Source organism: Dysgonomonas sp., assembly GCF_035323175.1.
Classification (GTDB): Bacteria; Bacteroidota; Bacteroidia; order Bacteroidales; family Dysgonomonadaceae; genus Dysgonomonas.
In genome coordinates this window covers 123,325-140,279 of the sequence record NZ_DAOKYH010000003.1, presented here as the reverse complement: position 1 = coordinate 140,279, position 16,955 = coordinate 123,325, and the positions used below count along the sequence as shown (strand labels likewise).

The 16,955-nt window shown below is 38.8% G+C and carries 13 protein-coding genes; 1 reads left to right on the top strand and 12 read right to left on the bottom strand.

The genetic code is table 11. The features are described 5' to 3' along the window. The first annotated feature begins 109 nt into the window (after positions 1 to 109). Positions 110 to 4,156, top strand: a complete 4,047-nt coding sequence (locus PKC55_RS06295; RefSeq protein WP_291128847.1) for a two-component regulator propeller domain-containing protein — start codon at positions 110 to 112, stop codon at positions 4,154 to 4,156. Positions 4,157 to 4,240: 84 nt separating this feature from the next. On the opposite strand, the gene PKC55_RS06290 is transcribed toward PKC55_RS06295, so the two are convergent. From PKC55_RS06290 to PKC55_RS06235, 12 genes are all read right to left on the bottom strand, one after another. Beyond that, a complete protein-coding gene (locus PKC55_RS06290) occupies positions 4,241 to 4,744 on the bottom strand; it encodes an OmpH/Skp family outer membrane protein (protein ID WP_006843850.1) in 504 nt (167 codons plus the stop codon). Between the two features lie 55 nt (positions 4,745 to 4,799). Then, a complete protein-coding gene (locus PKC55_RS06285) occupies positions 4,800 to 5,315 on the bottom strand; it encodes an OmpH/Skp family outer membrane protein (RefSeq protein WP_006843849.1) in 516 nt (171 codons plus the stop codon). Between the two features lie 89 nt (positions 5,316 to 5,404). Then, positions 5,405 to 8,080 (bottom strand): BamA/OMP85 family outer membrane protein, encoded by a 2,676-nt coding sequence (locus tag PKC55_RS06280; protein ID WP_135104578.1) that lies wholly within the window; start codon positions 8,078 to 8,080, stop codon positions 5,405 to 5,407. A gap of 67 nt (positions 8,081 to 8,147) precedes the next feature. Beyond that, a complete protein-coding gene (gene uppS, locus PKC55_RS06275) occupies positions 8,148 to 8,897 on the bottom strand; it encodes an undecaprenyl pyrophosphate synthase (RefSeq protein ID WP_252638393.1) in 750 nt (249 codons plus the stop codon). Between the two features lie 17 nt (positions 8,898 to 8,914). Next, a complete protein-coding gene (porG, locus tag PKC55_RS06270; RefSeq protein ID WP_006843846.1) occupies positions 8,915 to 9,619 on the bottom strand; it encodes a type IX secretion system protein PorG in 705 nt (234 codons plus the stop codon). Between the two features lie 88 nt (positions 9,620 to 9,707). After that, complete coding sequence (bamI, locus tag PKC55_RS06265) at positions 9,708 to 11,090, bottom strand: beta-barrel-assembly machine lipoprotein BamI (RefSeq protein ID WP_291128856.1); 1,383 nt, start codon at positions 11,088 to 11,090, stop codon at positions 9,708 to 9,710. Positions 11,091 to 11,183: 93 nt separating this feature from the next. Beyond that, complete coding sequence (gene ribD / locus PKC55_RS06260) at positions 11,184 to 12,230, bottom strand: bifunctional diaminohydroxyphosphoribosylaminopyrimidine deaminase/5-amino-6-(5-phosphoribosylamino)uracil reductase RibD (RefSeq protein WP_291128859.1); 1,047 nt, start codon at positions 12,228 to 12,230, stop codon at positions 11,184 to 11,186. A gap of 74 nt (positions 12,231 to 12,304) precedes the next feature. Further along, positions 12,305 to 12,682 (bottom strand): RidA family protein, encoded by a 378-nt coding sequence (locus PKC55_RS06255; RefSeq protein WP_291128862.1) that lies wholly within the window; start codon positions 12,680 to 12,682, stop codon positions 12,305 to 12,307. Between the two features lie 26 nt (positions 12,683 to 12,708). After that, the gene (rlmB, locus tag PKC55_RS06250) at positions 12,709 to 13,449 is read right to left on the bottom strand and encodes a 23S rRNA (guanosine(2251)-2'-O)-methyltransferase RlmB (protein ID WP_291128865.1); all 741 of its coding nucleotides are present in this window, start codon (positions 13,447 to 13,449) and stop codon (positions 12,709 to 12,711) included. A 77-nt stretch (positions 13,450 to 13,526) separates the two neighbouring features. Then, positions 13,527 to 15,212 (bottom strand): amino acid permease, encoded by a 1,686-nt coding sequence (locus tag PKC55_RS06245; protein WP_291128868.1) that lies wholly within the window; start codon positions 15,210 to 15,212, stop codon positions 13,527 to 13,529. Between the two features lie 87 nt (positions 15,213 to 15,299). Beyond that, a complete protein-coding gene (locus tag PKC55_RS06240) occupies positions 15,300 to 16,235 on the bottom strand; it encodes a GNAT family N-acetyltransferase (protein WP_291128871.1) in 936 nt (311 codons plus the stop codon). Continuing rightward, positions 16,225 to 16,953 (bottom strand): sugar 3,4-ketoisomerase, encoded by a 729-nt coding sequence (locus PKC55_RS06235; protein WP_291128874.1) that lies wholly within the window; start codon positions 16,951 to 16,953, stop codon positions 16,225 to 16,227. The genes PKC55_RS06240 and PKC55_RS06235 overlap by 11 nt, the downstream gene beginning before the upstream one ends. Between the last annotated feature and the right edge of the window lie 2 nt (positions 16,954 to 16,955).

The following is a 16,955-nucleotide window of genomic DNA, read 5'->3' as shown; positions in this document are numbered from 1 at the left end:
CAAATCTATATATGTGGCTTCTGTTAATGCGGATTTGTTTCTCGTTTACTATCTGTAAGATATTTATCTTTGTCATAATCTTATATCAGAATTAGGACAAAATACATCCATGAAAAAAATCGTATTAAACGCTTCATTTTTTCTGATCGGTCTTATATTGTGTCAGAATATAAATGCATATAATCTCCGCCAGATATCCAATCATGATGGATTGTCAAACAGTGCGATACTCTCTATTTGTCAGGATAAAGACGGCTTCTTGTGGTTTGGCTCTTGTGATGGGCTCAATATGTTTAACGGTCTTAGCATTCGGGTATACAAACCAACGGATGAGAAGAACAACTTGTCGGGTAATCTTATCGAAAATGTATTGGAAACAGAGGATGGTATCCTTTGGGTGTACACAAACTATGGACTCAATAGGTTGGATAAACGCACTAAAAAGATTGATTCATTCAATCAGTTCAAAGGGCGCTATTTGATACAAAAAGATAAGAACAACCATATCTTTATTATAAAAGAGGATGATTGTATTTATTATTATAAAAAGGAGACCAAAACCTTTGAGAAGATAATATTAAGAGGGTTGAAATACAATGATATTCTCAATTTTGTGATCACTTCCGATAACAAGCTTCAGGTGTTTACAAAAGATCAGTCTAATCCCGCATACACTATAAAAGAGAGTAGGGAAGGAGATCTAAAGCTGGAAAAAGAAAAGCTGTTTTCTCATAATGAAAATCTCTTGTATTGTTTCTACGAAAGAGGCGTTTCGGATGTCGTGTACTTTATAGACAATACTTATACCTTGTATGAATATCATTTCGCCGATAAGAAAAAATACTATGTCAGGAATCTTAAAGAGATTATACAGAAGAATGGCGAGATATCTTCGGTAATAAAACATCACAACGATTACTTTATCGGATTCAAGACCAACGGGCTGCTGAGATTGAAATATGTATCCGATAAGCTGGATAATTACCAGCCTGAAGATATTGGAATCAAATCGGGTATTTTTTGTTTAATAAACGACCGCTATCAAGATTTGGTTTGGATAGGTACCGATGGACAAGGGGTGTATATGTATTCGAATGATATGTATTCGATCAGGTCTGCGGTGTTCAATACATTTACGGCGAATATAGAAAAGCCGGTGAGAGCTTTGTTTTTGGATAAAGAAAAAACACTGTGGATAGGAACAAAGGGGGATGGGATTGTGAAAATAAAGAATTATGATTTCAATCAGGCTCCTTCTAAATTCTCACTCGAATATAGTAATACAGGAAATTCTGCACTGACCGATAATTCTGTATATGCCTTTGCGAAGAGTAAGAAAAATATACTGTGGATTGGTTGCGAAGAAGGACTGAGTTACTATTCGTACAGCGACAGATCGATAAAGCGAGTGCCGCTGATAGCGAACGGAGAACCCGTAAAATATATACATTCTATCTGTGAACTTAACGACTCTACGCTATGGCTTGCGACAGTGGGTACGGGGATTGTAAAAGTGTCAGTCGCAGGCACTCAAAATGCTCCTGTATTCAAAAATGCAAGCCGTGTTACGATAAGGGACGGCAGGGACTCTCAGAATTATTTTTTTACAATCTATCAGGAAAACGATTCTATTTTATGGTTCGGAAACCGTGGATATGGTGCATATAGCTTAAATACAAATCAACATAAACTGGATACGCTTGTGCCCGATAAGGGGATAAATCAAACGTTGAATGATATATTCTCTATTATTAAGGATTCGAACAATGCATTTTGGTTTGGTACCAGTTTTGGTTTGGTTAAGCACGTTTCGGGTAGGAGTGACAAGATATTTAATGAAAGAAACGGCTTTCCTAATAATACGATTCATGGTATATTGGCCGATGAGAGAAATAATCTTTGGCTGAGTACCAATAGAGGAATTATCAAATTTAATATAGAGCAAGATAATTTTCAAACATATTCAAATCTCAATGGCTTGCAGATTATAGAGTATAGCGATGGAGCTTATTTCAAGGATGAGGAATCCGATATCTTATTCTTTGGTGGTATCAATGGTTTTGTGGCTATCTCGGAGACGGGTATGGCTCAGCCTGAGTATTTTCCTCGCATTCAGTTTGACAATCTGATGATTTTCGGTCAGGAGAAAAACATATTCGACTTTTTACAATCGAATGGAGAAAATGAGACGCTTGAACTTAATTACAATCAGAACTTCTTCTCTATATCTTTTACTGCACTCGACTACGTAAACGGGAATAATTACACCTATTATTACAAACTGGATGACCTGAGTAAGCAGTGGATTGATAATGGAACGTCCAATAATATTTCCTTTACAAGTTTATCGCCCGGAGAATATACATTGTTTATAAAATATATGAACCGCCTTACCGGAAAGGAAAGTCCTGTATATTCGATAACAATAAAGATAACACCTCCGTGGTATCTTTCGCCATTGGCGTATGTGTTGTATGCAACAATGGTGATATCTGTTATATATTTGCTTATACGGGCAGCTATTATAAAAGACAAGAAGAAAAAATATAAGGCGATGATGAAAATAAAGCAACGTCATCAGGAGGAAGTACACGAGTCTAAGCTGCGTTTCTTTACCAATATCGCCCATGAATTTTGTACTCCGCTGACGTTAATATATGGGCCTTGTAACCGTATCTTGTCGCATGCCGGTTCCGATAGTTTTGTGAGGAAATATACACAGCTTATACAACGGAATGCCGAGCGTCTGAATGACCTGATTCAAGAACTTATCGAGTTTAGGCGGATCGAAACCGGTAATAAATCTCCTCAGATAGAGCCGCTCTCTATAACAGATATAGCACATGATATAAGCGACTCGTTCAACGACTTGGCCGAGTCCAAAAACATACAATTCAGCAAGGATATTGAAGACTCTTTGGTTTGGAATTCAGACCGGGGATTTATATATACGATCTTGTCTAATCTAGTGTCGAATGCATTCAAATATACGGCTATCAATGGATTTATAGAGGTTGAAGTATATCAGGAGAACGATGAGCTGTTGATGATTATATCCAACACGGGGAAAGGGATTAAAGCAGAAAATATAACAAGGATCTTCGACCGATATAGTATCCTCGACGATTTTGAAAATCGAGAAGGGAAGAGAGAATTCTCCCGCAATGGTTTGGGATTGGCCATCTCTTATAGTATGGTCAAGTTGCTGGATGGTACAATTGAAGTAAACAGCATACTTGATGAGCGTACCGACTTTATTGTGAAACTACCGCAAAAGGAAGTCTCCGATGTATTGATTGATAAGAATCAGGCTTTACCCGAAATCACGATAAGAAAAGATTATGAGCCAATGATGGAGCTCCCCAAATATGCCTTTGATAAGTTGAAGCCAACCATTTTTATTATTGATGATGATGTGGAAATTTTATGGTTTATCAGTGAGATATTTGCCGATGAGTATAATGTTATTCCTATAGATAAGCCATTGCTCGTGGATGAGATGCTGACACAGATACATCCCAATATTATCATTTGTGATGTTATGATGCCCGGCAGGGATGGAATCTCTCTTACGAAGGAAATAAAATCGGATAAAAAGACAGCACACATTCCGATGATATTGGTTTCGGCAAAACATACAATTGAGGAACAAATAGAGGGATTATCGTCGGGCGCAGAGATGTACCTTGCCAAGCCTTTTAATGCAGACTATTTGCGCACATCTGTAAAACATCTTATTTCGCGCAAAGAAACACTGAAGGACTATTTCAGTTCACCGTTGAGTGCATTCGACCTATCCGAAGGTAAGATGACTCATAAGGAGAATACAAAGTTTATTCAGGATATCTACAATATCATCGAAAAGAATATAATGAATAGCAAACTCTCGGCTCAGTTTATTGCCGCAGAACTGAATATGAGCCCACGTCATTTATATCGCAGGTTGAGTGAAGTAGAAAGCGATAGCCCGGCAGATATGATCAGGGAGAGCCGTTTGTACATAGCCCGAAACTTACTGTTAAATACCAAAATGACAATTGATGAGATAATTTATAAATCGGGATTCTCCAACAGAGCCACCTTCTTCAGGCAGTTTGCTCAAAAGTATGGTTGTACACCTAAGGAATATAGAGATAGGGAAATGTATGATGTGTAGTGTGAAAATATAAAGTAAAGTCACAATAAAAAAGCTCTGATAAAACTATCAGAGCTTTTTTGTATGATTTATAACTAACGAAGATTAGTTAGTAATGCCTAATTTAGCTTTTACTTTAGGTGAAGCATCTACAGCAGTTGTAGGGCTTGTATAAAGAGTTGCCGCAAAATTAAAGATATAAGTATAGCCATTTTCGTCGCCAACATCTTTGATCGCTTTTCTCAATTTTTCTTGCAATGGAGTGATCAATGCTTGTTGTTCTTTTTCGTATTCTTGTTGGCTTGTTTGCAAGAATGTTTGATATCTGTTTTGCAGATCTTCCAACTGTTTTTGTCTGTCAAGTACGATTGATTCGGTAAGTCCGGTTGTGTCTCCCTTGAAAGCCTCAACTTTATCGTTGTACTCTTTTTCTAAAGCTGTCAGATTTTTTCTTATCGTCTCGCTTTTTGTTGCAAGTTTAGATTCAACTTCTTTTAGTTCCGGCATTTTAGAGAACACCTCTTCTGCATTTATAAATGCCAATTTATCTTGTGCAAATATTGAAACCGGAGCAACAATCAGCAGCAATAAAAATAGTTTTTTTAACATAGTGTATAAGTCTATTTGATTAGTTATTCTTTATTTAGGTGACAAATATAAATAATTATTTTGAATATCCGAGCTTTGCTAAAACTTCATTACTTATATCTATTCGGGGGGAAGCAAAAATAACACTTTCGGCTGATGATCTGTCCATCACTAGCTGATATCCTTTGGCTTCCGATATCTCTTTTATTGCGTTGTAAATGTCGTCCTGTATGGGTTTTACAAGGGCTTCTCTTTTCTTGAAAAGTTCGCCTTCGGGCCCGAAATATTTACGATTCAATTCTTGTAAACTCTTTTCTTTTTCTACAATTTCGTTTTCTCTTTTAGTCTTTTGCTCTCCCGATAGAAAAACAAGGTCAGACTGATACGACTTGTACATGTTTTTTACTTCCTGCTGCACCTTGTCAACTTCTCCCTGCCATTTTTTAGACATTACGTTTAGTTGTTCCTGAGCAGTTTCGTACGTGCTTATATTTTTTAATATATATTCCATATCTATCAATGCAAACTTCTGAGCATAGCTTCCGGCTGCAATTCCGATAAATAGAGCAAATAGTAATAATAATCTTTTCATAACTGTCAAATTTAATGTATTATATCTATTAGACGCACAGTTAATCTTTTAGTTTAGTAACTTGCTTATAAATAATGTTAAAAGGCTTTTTAGAACTCTTGTCCAATGATAAAGTGGAATTGGCTTCCGCTGTTATCACGAGATCCATTGATCGGGTCGAATCCGTATGCCCAGTCTATACCCATTAGTCCAATCATCGGTAGCATGATACGTGCTCCAAATCCTGCCGAACGTTTAAGATCGAATGGATTGAATTTATTCAGATCGCTCCAAGCGTTACCTGCTTCAACAAAACCCAGTAGATAGATCGTAGACGATGGTTCGAGGATAAGCGGATATCTCAACTCAAGAGCCAGACGAGAATATGCACTGGCCTGTGTGCCCAACGATCCGTTTTCATATCCACGAAGTCCGATTGTTTCTGTTGCGTATGTGCTCGAATATCCCGACATACCATCACCCCCCATATAGAATGTTTCGAATGGAGATTTCTTATTCTTGTTGAAATAACCCACAAATCCATACTCGGCACGAGTCATCAATACAGGAGTTTTCACCACATCAGATAATGATGTATATGTTCTTGCTTTAAATTTCCATTTGTGATATTCTATCCATGTGAATTTTTCGCTTGGCTCATAATAACCATCGATTTTCTTCATCGACGCATAGTCTTTGCCATCCCACAACGAGAATGGAGGTGTTACCTGTAAGCTAAGAGATAGATCTGTTCCGCGACGTGTGTATATAGGATTGTCGGTAGATCTTCTGCTCAATGTAAGATTCAAGCTTAGGTTGTTTGCAATACCATCTTTAACGATGAAGTATGCCCAATCTTTCATGCTATATCTTTGATAAGACAACTCTGTTTGGAATGTAAAATAGTCATCAGGCCATGTCAAACGTTTTCCGTAGCCTACCGATAGTCCGATCATTGTTATCGATTTGTTCGGGTCGGCTGCAAAGCTGTAATCTCCATAACCACTACCATAGCTACTACCATAGCCACCATAATAGCTGCTTAGAGCAGAATAACCATAACTGTTGTTTATGTAGCGGCTGTTTATATCTGTTTGACGAGAATAGTAAGCACCTACAGATAAAGAGTTCGGACGTTTTCCTCCAAACCAAGGATCGAAGAATGAAACGGAATATGATTGATAATACTTAGCATTTGTTTGAGCACTAAGAGTCAATGTTTGTCCTTCACCCTGAGGGATAATTCCTTTGTATGTACCCGGGTTGAATAAGTTTTTCAAAGAGAAGTTTGTAAACTTCAAACTTAATTTACCTATAATACCCGTTTGTCCCCATCCCGCAGAAAACTCTACCTGGTCGTTTGCTTTAGATACCAAAGGTAAGCCTACATCAACTGTTCCTGAATCTTGATCCGGTTCTATTTTCGGATTATTTAATTGCTCAGGGTCGAAGTGTCCCATTTGAGCTATTTCACGTATCGAACGGATAATGTCGTCACGACTGTATAGAGCTCCCGGTTTTATTCTTAATTCGCGGCGTACGATATCTTCATATACTCTATCGTTACCCGATATTGTTACCTTACGGATTTTAGCTACAGGGCCTTCTGTAATACGTATCTCCAGGTCGATAGAGTCATTTTCTATGTTCACCTCTACAGGATCGGCATTAGAGAATAAGTAACCATGATTTTGATAGAATACATTCATCACAGCTCCTTCGTCTACCGAAAGACGCTCGGTTAGTTTCTTCTGATTGTAAACATCACCCGGTTTCATGTTCAACTGAGTTTGCAATTGCCATGTTTGATACACGGTATTACCTACCCATTTGATATCTTTAATGAAGTATTGTTTACCTTCATCAACTTTTATGTCGATGTTTACCTTATCAGGTTTACCTTCTGCATCAGCCGTATATACTGTATCCCAAAGGATTGTAGCATCACGGTAACCCAACTCGTTATATTTGGCTATCAAGTTGTTCTTGTCTTCTTCAAAGCTTTCAGGCACATATTTTGTAGAACGGAGGAAGTTGGCAAGCCAAGACTTAAAATTGCTTTTATGTCTGGTCTTTTTCATCGCTTTCTCCAGCGTTCTGGTGGCTACCTCTTCATTGCCTTCTATGGTGATTCTGTTCACTTTGGTCTTGTTTTTCTTAACTACATCTATGTTAAGAATAACATGATTTTCTTTCGACAAATCAGGTGTCTCAGTCAGAGATATCTCTGCTTTGTTGAATCCTTTTTCGTCAAAGTATTTTTTTATGATTGTTTTGGCTCTGTCCATTTGGTATGGGGTGATTTGCAGATTTTTTACCATACCTACCTTCGCAGCGATATCCTGACGTTCCGACTTCTTCATTCCTGTATACACGATATCAGAAATACGAGGCCTTTCTTTCAGGTTGATTTCGAGCCATATTTTATTACCTTCTATTTTTGTAGCGGCAATTTTCACATCCGAGAATAATCCTTGTCTCCAAAAGCGGCGAACTGCATTTGTTACTTCAGGGCCGGGTACCTCTATTATATCTCCGACTTGTAGCTGAGCAAAACCAAACAATGTGTAATCTTCATACATCGGATTCACTAAACCGGTGAGTTTAAGGTCAGCTATTTCATACTTCTTACTGGAGTTGTATGTAATTAGCGGTAAATCCTGAACATTTGCTTCAAGAGCCTTATTCACATTTTTGATTTCGGTGCTGTCTACCCCTTGTGCTTGTATTCCTGTGGATACAAGGCATAGAATAACAGTCAGAAAGAATAAACCTTTATTTAACATATTTGGTCTAAGAATTATTATCGAATAATATTTTTATTAGTATTAATGCTACTCTTGTTTTGTGAACTTATGGTTTTGTTGATACCTGTTCACTGGTTTTACCAAAACGGCGTTCCCGGTTTTGGAAGTCTACAACGGCCTTGAATAACGATTCTTCGTTAAAGTCGGGCCAAAGCTCATCTGTGAAATAAAGTTCGGAATAGGCTATTTGCCAAAGAAGGAAATTGCTGATGCGCAGCTCGCCTCCGGTTCTTACTAATATATCAGGATCGGGAATTCCTTTCGTAGACAAATACTGTGGAATTAGAGATTCTTCGATGTCTTCCAATTTTATTTTTCCGGCTTTCACATCACTCGCTATTGTCTTCATGGCCTTTGTCAATTCCCACTTCGAAGAATAACTCAGAGCCAGCACAACTGTAGTGCCTGTACATACCGATGTTTCATTCAAGCAGAAATCCAGCGCTTTCTGTGTGTCGGCGGGCAAACGGTCTATATCACCTATCACCTTTACCCGTATATTGTTTTTTATCAGATCAGGGGTTTCGTTGGCTACAGCCTGTATCATCAATGCCATCAGTGCCTTAACCTCTTCTTCGGGTCTCTTCCAGTTTTCGGTAGAGAATGTGTAAAGGGTTATATAGGCTATCTCGGCTTTGGCCGCTGCCTCAATTGTTCTGCGTACAGCAACAATGCCTTCTTTGTGCCCAAAAGAGCGATCCAGATTTTGACTTTTCGCCCAACGCCCGTTGCCATCCATGATTATGGCTACATGTTTGGGTATTCTAGTTTTATCTATTTGGTCAAAATATGACATTTATATTTTATTTTAAATTAATCAGAATTTAAGCAAGGACACACTCTACGTCCGAAATCCCATGTTATAGTAAACATTGTAAGGGAATACCAATCGTTGTTCTTGAATATGCTACCTTTTATCCCATAAGGGCTATCGAGGTCAAATTTACTGTTTTTCTCGGTCACGTCAAATGAGTCGCTGAATAATTTCCTGAAAGAGAATTCAAATCCTATATTCAAGCGATCTTTCATTTTGTATTTCAGCCCGATGCCTATAGGTATATTTGCATCTAAGAATTTCTTCTCTCCCGAAGCAAAAGTTATTCCTACACCTGTAAACACGTATGGTGTTATCCGTTTGGTGCCAAGGTAACTGAACTTATCACTATAATTAAATAAATTGAACTCAATCTGGCTTCCTAATTCGTAAAACATCCTGCTGAAGGATGCTTGCTGATCATGCGGAAATTTATTTCCCATGTTTTTGGTGTCGCCCGATACTTTGCCTATTACAAAGTTGTTTTTTACAGACCATCTTAAGTCTTTATTATATCTGAAAATAACGCCGGCCGATAATCCCGGGTTCTGATATAATTTTGTCTTATTGGCATCTCCCATATAGAAAGATGTGCCTGCCATTCCGCCAATCTCATATTTGTAGTCGTCTTGTGCGTAGAGTGTGATAGACGAGAAGAGAGAGGCTGAAATAAGTATAAAAATTAAAAGTATCTCTTTTCTCATTATAAATTTATTATTCAATATCTATCTTTATCTAACGCAAAAGTAAGACAATAAGTATATCGACTGCCAGTTTTTAATCTGGGGGAACTTACGGATTAAGACGATTTAAGCGACCTCTCCAAATCTCTTTGACTGGTGTAGATCCTGTTTTTGGTATTCCGCCGAATATCCAAACATAGTTCTCACTATCTACTATTACCGATTGCCCCGAGGCTTTAGGTATACTTGTACTTAAACTTTCTTTGGATGGAGCTAAAATCCATTTAACGCCCATGCTGTCACTTTTATATAGTATATTTCCGGTTAGCGCAAACAAGTAGGTGTCGTATGAGAAACAACTGATACCGTCATTCGCACCGAATAGTAAGTTAACTTGATTTGAACCTAGTTCCAGAAGATTGTCATCTCCCGCACGTAAAGACCATGTGAGGTTCGATTGCTGATTGTTGAACCCTCTACCTCCTGTGATTGTCAGTACATTGCTGCTCAGATTTGCCCTGTTGATAAAAGTAACCGGAGAGAAATCTGAAACCGGAAAGCTTTGGCTTATTTCGTTCGAGAATGGATTGCTGCTTAAGTTCTTCACAACAACTAACGTTTGCATGTCTGCTGTTTTAGCGAAGTAGTATTTACCGCCTTGTTCCGTAGCTACTAAGAGTGAATCTTTTGCTGCAGTGGCTCCCGGTAATACGCCATAAATAGCTTTTACTTCGTTATTCTTGGCTGTCCAATTGATACCGTCGTTAGAACTGTATGATTGATTGTTCTTGTCTACAACATAGAACGTATTGTTGAATAGTGTTATACTTTCTATTACAATATTTGCAGCCGAAGGCCCTGTTGTTATTGGATTTTTAGACCATGCAAGAGCTCCTTTTGATGCTTTATATACAGCTAGATTACCGTCTGCAATAGTAAATGTATAGAAATCGTTATCTTTCAATACTGTTTTTTGTTGTATTCCAACTGCATCTGGTAGTGTGGCTACCTTGTGCCATATAATTGTATCAGGGTCTATCTTGTGTATTCGTATATCGATTGTATATTCTCTGCTGTCGAGGCCATTTGCTGCATATACCTTGATTTTAGGATTTAATGCATAGTTGATAGAATCTGTACCGTTCCATTCTGCAATAGAATCGGGATATACAAGCTGAAGCTTACCGATACCGTAAGACGAATATGTGAGCGTTGTGGCAAATTTCTTTATTTTTGTTTTGTATGGCAATGAGTCTATGTTGTAAATGAGATTTCGACTCTGATCGATTGAAAATTTGGTGCTTGCCATTATAGGATAGTTGACAGAGTCGATAGAAGATACCGCTATGGCTGACAACTTGAACGAATAAATCTGAGCATCGGCAGAACCGCCTTCAGTTGTAGTAGTCGTATTATTATCATTACAAGAACTTAATGCAATGAGTGAAAAAGTTACGAAAAGTAGTAGGTAAGAAAATTTCTTCAACTTCATTATTTTAATCAGTTTTATTCAATATCAATGTGCAAAAATAGAAAGAATTTCGGCTTATGCGTCAACAAATCTAATATTTATATAATTTTATGGTTAGGCTAAACGTATATGAATGTGTTTAGAAGCCCCCCAATTTATTTCATTTAAGATATGCCCCGCAATGATGGGAGCTCGTACTCCATTGTTGAATGTAATGCCCGAAATTTCTATGAAGGCTTCATCCCACAATCGTTTATCTATAATACTTTGAAGCAATTCTTGCCCTCCCTCAACGAGTACCGAAATGATTTTCTGCTTTTTGAGTGTCGTGAATATATTCTCCAACAGGTTTTCGTCGAATGGAATTTGGATGAAAGTAACCTTCTCCAGCTTCGGAAAAGACTCCTTTTCGGTGAATACAATCGTTTCTACTTTCCCATCAAAAATCGTATAATTGAGCGGTATGCGTCCTTGCCTGTCGAGTATAACACGTACGGGGTTTTTTCCATACCAATGTCGTGTTGTGAGCGACGGATTGTCTTTTATTGCCGTATTTGTACCTATCATAATTGCAGGAACAACTGCTCTTTTCTTATGTACAAGCATTTTCGAAAACTCATTCGATATCGGCGTTGGCTGAGGAATGTCTTTCTCGTCTCTGGCTTTGTCTATAAAACCATCCTGAGTCTGTGCCCACTTGAGGTATATATATGGTCTGCCTTTTGTTTGTATGGTAAAGAACTCTTTGTTTAGCTCCCATGCTTCCCGCTCCAATATTCCTACATCAACCTTTATGCCGGCATCTTGCAGCATCTTTATTCCTCGTCCCGAAACAGCAGGGTAGGGGTCGAGGCATGCGATTACTACATGCGGAATCTGATTGTCGATAATCAGTTGTGCACATGGAGGTGTTTTTCCTTGGTGTGCACATGGTTCGAGTGATACATAGATGGTAGACTCTTTGAGTAATGATTTGTCTTTCACGCTGGCGATGGCGTTCACTTCGGCATGGGCTTTGCCATACTCACGGTGGAAGCCTTCTCCTATTATCTTATCGTTGTGAACTACCACAGCACCCACCATCGGATTGGGACTTACAAATCCTTTTCCATTGAGCGCCAGTTGCAGGCAACGATACATATATTTTTCGTCAACAGTCATTCTTTTGAGTTTCTACAACAGAGAAACGCAATTATTACGAGGTTATTTTACTGTAAAGATTTTTTTATAAAATATTATTTGGCTGCGATTACTTCTATCTCCACCAATGCTCCTTTTGGCAGGTCTTTGACAGCAAAAGCCGAACGTGCGGGGAATGTTCCCGAAAACTGTGTAGCATACACCTCGTTCATTGCCCCAAAGTGAGCTATGTCGTTTAGCAATACGGTAGTTTTTACAATATTGTCGGTTGTAAGACCTGCTTCGGCAAGGATTGCTTTAATGTTTTTGAAACATTGTTCGGTTTGTTCCTTAGCGCCACCTTCGTGAAAATCACCCGTTGCCGGATCGATAGGAAGTTGTCCCGAAAGAAATACCATCCCATTTACTTCTATAGCCTGGCTGTATGGCCCTATTGCCGCAGGTGCATTATTCGTTGAAATTATTTTTTTCATTGTACGCTGAGTTTGAATGATGAAAATTATTTTATGCCCTTCTGGCGTATCACTTCATAAATCAGTACTCCGGCTGCAACAGATACATTGAGTGAGCCTATTGTACCAAATTGAGGTATTTTTACAAGATTGTCTGCTATTCGCAAGTTGTCGTTTGATACTCCCGTGTCTTCCGCACCCATTACAAAAGCTATAGGACCCGAGTAGTCAACAGATGTATAGTCGTCAGCACCACGCTCGGTGGCTGCAACTACTTTTATTCCGCTATTTTTCAGGAACTGAATTGCATTAGTAAGGCTTTGCTCCTTGCATACAGGAATTTTGAGCAATGCTCCTGCTGATGTTTTTATGGCATCGGCATTTACAGTTACACTACCCTTTGCCGGTATAACGATTGCATCTACACCCGCTACTTCACACGTACGTGCAATGGCTCCGAAGTTGCGCACATCGGTGATTCCATCCAGCACTAGAATGAAGGGGTCTTTCCCCTGCTCGTACAAGAAAGGAATGATGTCTTCGATATGCTCGTATGTGATAGCCGAAAGGAAGGCAATTACCCCCTGGTGGTTTTTGCGTGTAAAACGGTCGAGGCGTTCGTTGGGTACACGTTGCACCGCAATGTCTCGTGATTTTAGCAAAGCAAACAATTCTTTCGAAAGGTCTCCTTGAAGTTCACGTTTTACAATTACTTTATCTATTTCTTTTCCGGCTTCTATGGCTTCTATTACAGCACGTATGCCGAAAATCATTTCTTTCTCTTTCATTCTGTTATATTTAGGGTCGCAGACCTATTTGTTATTTTTGTATATGTGGCAACTACTATTCGTTGATAATGATAATGTTATACTAAATTTTTCGGGTTGCCTACCTCTCGTCTTTGCAATGCTAATTTACTTTTTTTGTATCCATATCCAAAATATATGATCAATCCGATTGCAAGCCATATAAGGAACATTACCCAGTTAGACCATCCCAACTCTGTCATCAGATATAAATTGGTAAGGATTCCCAATACGGGTAGCAACGAAAACTTATACCTGAATGCCGCAACAGACAATCCCAACCATATAGCCCAAAAGACTATCAGTAAGGGTTTGCTGACAATAACTTCTGTATAATCGGTTTTACCAATAAACAAAGATACTCCAACTATGAATAATATAAAAATGATATATTGCCCATTTATGTAGGGAACCTTAAATTTAGCCTTTTTACTTTCTCCTTTATGATCAAGAAACAGTACTCCCGAACACACAAGGATAAATGCAAAGAATGTACCTACGCTGGTAAGGTCGACCACAAATTGCATGTCGAGAAACAATGAAGGTATACAGACTACAATCCCTGTAATAATAGTGGAGAAGGACGGAGTCTTATATTTGGGATGAATTTTCGAGAACTTAGGCCATAGCAATCCGTCGCGGCTCATTGTCATCCATATACGGGGTTGCCCGATCTGGAAGACGAGTATTGCGCTTGTGATGGCAATTATTGCTGTAAAAGATATTACCCCTGCCACAAAGTCCATATTTACCAATTGGAATACGTATGCTAAAGGGTCGTCTACACCCAAGTTTTTATAGTTTACCATTCCCGTGAGTACAAGTGCTATTGCAACATACAATATGGTACATATCCCCAAGCAGTAGAGCATTGCACGCGGCATGTCCCGTTGTGGATTTTTGCTTTCTTCGGCTGTGGTGGATATCGAATCGAAGCCGATGAAGGCAAAGAAGACAGCAGCCACACCCCCGAGAACCCCTTGTATGCCATTTGGTGCAAAAGGAGACCAGTTTTCGGGTTTTACAAAAAATGCTCCGATAAGGATTACCGCAAGTATTATTCCTATTTTGAGATATACCAATAAATTATTGAGCGTTTTAGATTCCTTTATCCCCAAGAAAACTAGAAAAGTAAGTGCGGTAACTACAAGTCCCGCAGGCAGGTTGATCAGTATTTTTGAGCCGAAAAGTTCGGGGGCATTCTGATATATTTGGGCAGCCTTTAGTATGTGTGCAGGCAGGTCTGTGCCTCCATGCAGCACTGCATTATGGGCTTTGTACGCTGTGGCGTATCCTATGGCGAGCCAGTCGGGCCACTGTATGCCAAACCCTTGCAGCAGGGTGGTAAAGTACTCCGACCACGAAATTGCTATCACCATATTCGATACGGCATATTCGAGTATCAGTGCCCAGCCTATTGTCCATGCAAATATTTCGCCTAACGACACATAAGTGTATGTGTACGCACTTCCGCTCACTGATATCATAGATGCAAACTGAGCATAACACAGTGCTGTGAAGATACAGGCTATGGCAACAAAAACAAAAAGGAGCGACACTGCCGGTCCTCCATGAAAAGCTGCACGCCCTATCGTGCTGAAAATACCTGCGCCCACAATGGCAGCAATACCGAAAAGCGTCAGGTCTCTCACACCGAGTACTCTTTTCATTCCCGAGCCGATAGAATCGCCTTCACCGGAGATACTATCGATGCTCTTTTTTCTTATAAAAGAATTTAAATTCATCTATGTAAATATTCTTTTTCTATATTATAAAGAATTTGCAGATATAACAGGAAGCTTAATATATATCGCTAATTATAATTTTGATTTTTATAAATTGATTGTATAAATGTCATATACTGTGGCTCTCGCTCCGAAGCCTTCTTTTTGTTCTATGAGCCCCTCGTTGAGATACAGTCCACTGTCTTCGGTGGAAACCCCATAGTCGAAGTATTTCTTGTCGGGATATGCTTCACTTATTATATGGTCTACCAGTAAATCTGTGGCTCCCTTTTTCTTTCCCTCGTGTGATGCTGCAATGTATTGGATATGTGCAACTGTTTTGGTTTCGAAAATAAGGCAGCCTGCAACTATATCCTTATCCGCATTTTTTACGGTAAAGAGATGTATGTTTTTCGGGAATTTCTTTTTCAATAAAAGAATTTCTTCCAATGAATGCACTGGCTGTTTGTTGTATCGTGTTTGCAGATTGTGTTCCAAGATTTTCCAAAAACCTTCCCAGTTATCAGATTTCTTTACTTTCAGATCACTTTTCTCTGCTTTTTTTATTCCTCGTTTTCGGAGTTCAGAATATTTTATTTTTTCGGAGATGAGTATCGACGATGATATATTTCGTTCTGTAAGCTCCGCTTTGTTGCGAAAGAGGGCATACAGGTCTTCTTCTGCGGGTTGCTGATGATAGATATGAGGAATAGCTTTGTAAACAATCTTCTTTATCCCTTGCCTGCGAAATGTGACGGTCAGGTATTCAAATGCAGATAATATATTTTTTGCTTTTGTATCCTTACTCATTATCATACCGCCGTATGTCAATCCCTTGTGAGAATAAAATACTTTGTTTTCGAGATGTCCAGGCAGAAGGGCAATCAGTTTCCCTTTTTCGAAGAAGAGTAGAGAATAGTCTTTAAAGCGGTTGCCGTGATATTCTATAAAATCCCGATATAGAAGAAATGTGCCATTTTTCGAATTGCGAACAAAATTATCCCATTCGAGCTTGAAGTCGGACGTGTATATCTTAATTTCCATCCTGACGGTATTTGATGAAATCTGAATAAGAATGAATGTAATTCATAGGATCATACTCGTCGGATGCTAATGCCATACATCTTGCATTCGGCGAATACCCTGTCTCTACCGCCCATATACCCGGAGGAATATGAAGCCCGTAAGAAGAGCTATCAAGGGCAACTGTTTTTTTATTTATCCCGTCATTCAACTCTACTTTGAAATTGCCATTTATGGCGATCAGTATTTCGTGACAAAGCTTATGGGCATGCATCCCTCTTCTTTCTCCTGCGGGGATATCATAGATATAGAAAACCCGCTTTACGGTAAAGGGGATATAGTTTGCTATGTTTTTATTCTCCTCTAGAGGGATAAGCGCACAATCTGACACTGTATATTTTTTTGACGAAGAAGCCTTTTTAGTCGAAGTTTTAGATTCCTTATCGGATGATATAATCAAACCTATTGCATTTTCCGATATGTATTTTATCTCGCCTTTGTCTTGAGTATAAAATGCTTGGTGAGGTTTGTCGAGTGTATATCTTTTATTGTGAACGGATATTTCTACAACGCCTTGCAACGCAATCAATATCTGTTCGTTCTTTTCTAAGTCTTGCTTTTGCGTAATCAGCGAAACACAAGAGATATCGAACGGTATATGCTGCCCTATTTCGGCAAAGGTAAGCTTGCCCCGATGGTCTGTGATGGTTGGTAATTCGATAAAACTGTCTCTCTCCATAT

Bases quoted from the DNA above. Each gene is read 5' to 3' on its own strand.
- PKC55_RS06295 (WP_291128847.1), top strand. From the start codon at position 110: ATGAAAAAAATCGTATTAAACGCTTCATTTTTTCTGATCGGTCTTATA.
- PKC55_RS06290 (WP_006843850.1), bottom strand. From the start codon at position 4,744: ATGTTAAAAAAACTATTTTTATTGCTGCTGATTGTTGCTCCGGTTTCA.
- PKC55_RS06285 (WP_006843849.1), bottom strand. From the start codon at position 5,315: ATGAAAAGATTATTATTACTATTTGCTCTATTTATCGGAATTGCAGCC.
- PKC55_RS06280 (WP_135104578.1), bottom strand. From the start codon at position 8,080: ATGTTAAATAAAGGTTTATTCTTTCTGACTGTTATTCTATGCCTTGTA.
- uppS (WP_252638393.1), bottom strand. From the start codon at position 8,897: ATGTCATATTTTGACCAAATAGATAAAACTAGAATACCCAAACATGTA.
- porG (WP_006843846.1), bottom strand. From the start codon at position 9,619: ATGAGAAAAGAGATACTTTTAATTTTTATACTTATTTCAGCCTCTCTC.
- bamI (WP_291128856.1), bottom strand. From the start codon at position 11,090: ATGAAGTTGAAGAAATTTTCTTACCTACTACTTTTCGTAACTTTTTCA.
- ribD (WP_291128859.1), bottom strand. From the start codon at position 12,230: ATGACTGTTGACGAAAAATATATGTATCGTTGCCTGCAACTGGCGCTC.
- PKC55_RS06255 (WP_291128862.1), bottom strand. From the start codon at position 12,682: ATGAAAAAAATAATTTCAACGAATAATGCACCTGCGGCAATAGGGCCA.
- rlmB (WP_291128865.1), bottom strand. From the start codon at position 13,449: ATGAAAGAGAAAGAAATGATTTTCGGCATACGTGCTGTAATAGAAGCC.
- PKC55_RS06245 (WP_291128868.1), bottom strand. From the start codon at position 15,212: ATGAATTTAAATTCTTTTATAAGAAAAAAGAGCATCGATAGTATCTCC.
- PKC55_RS06240 (WP_291128871.1), bottom strand. From the start codon at position 16,235: ATGGAAATTAAGATATACACGTCCGACTTCAAGCTCGAATGGGATAAT.
- PKC55_RS06235 (WP_291128874.1), bottom strand. From the start codon at position 16,953: ATGGAGAGAGACAGTTTTATCGAATTACCAACCATCACAGACCATCGG.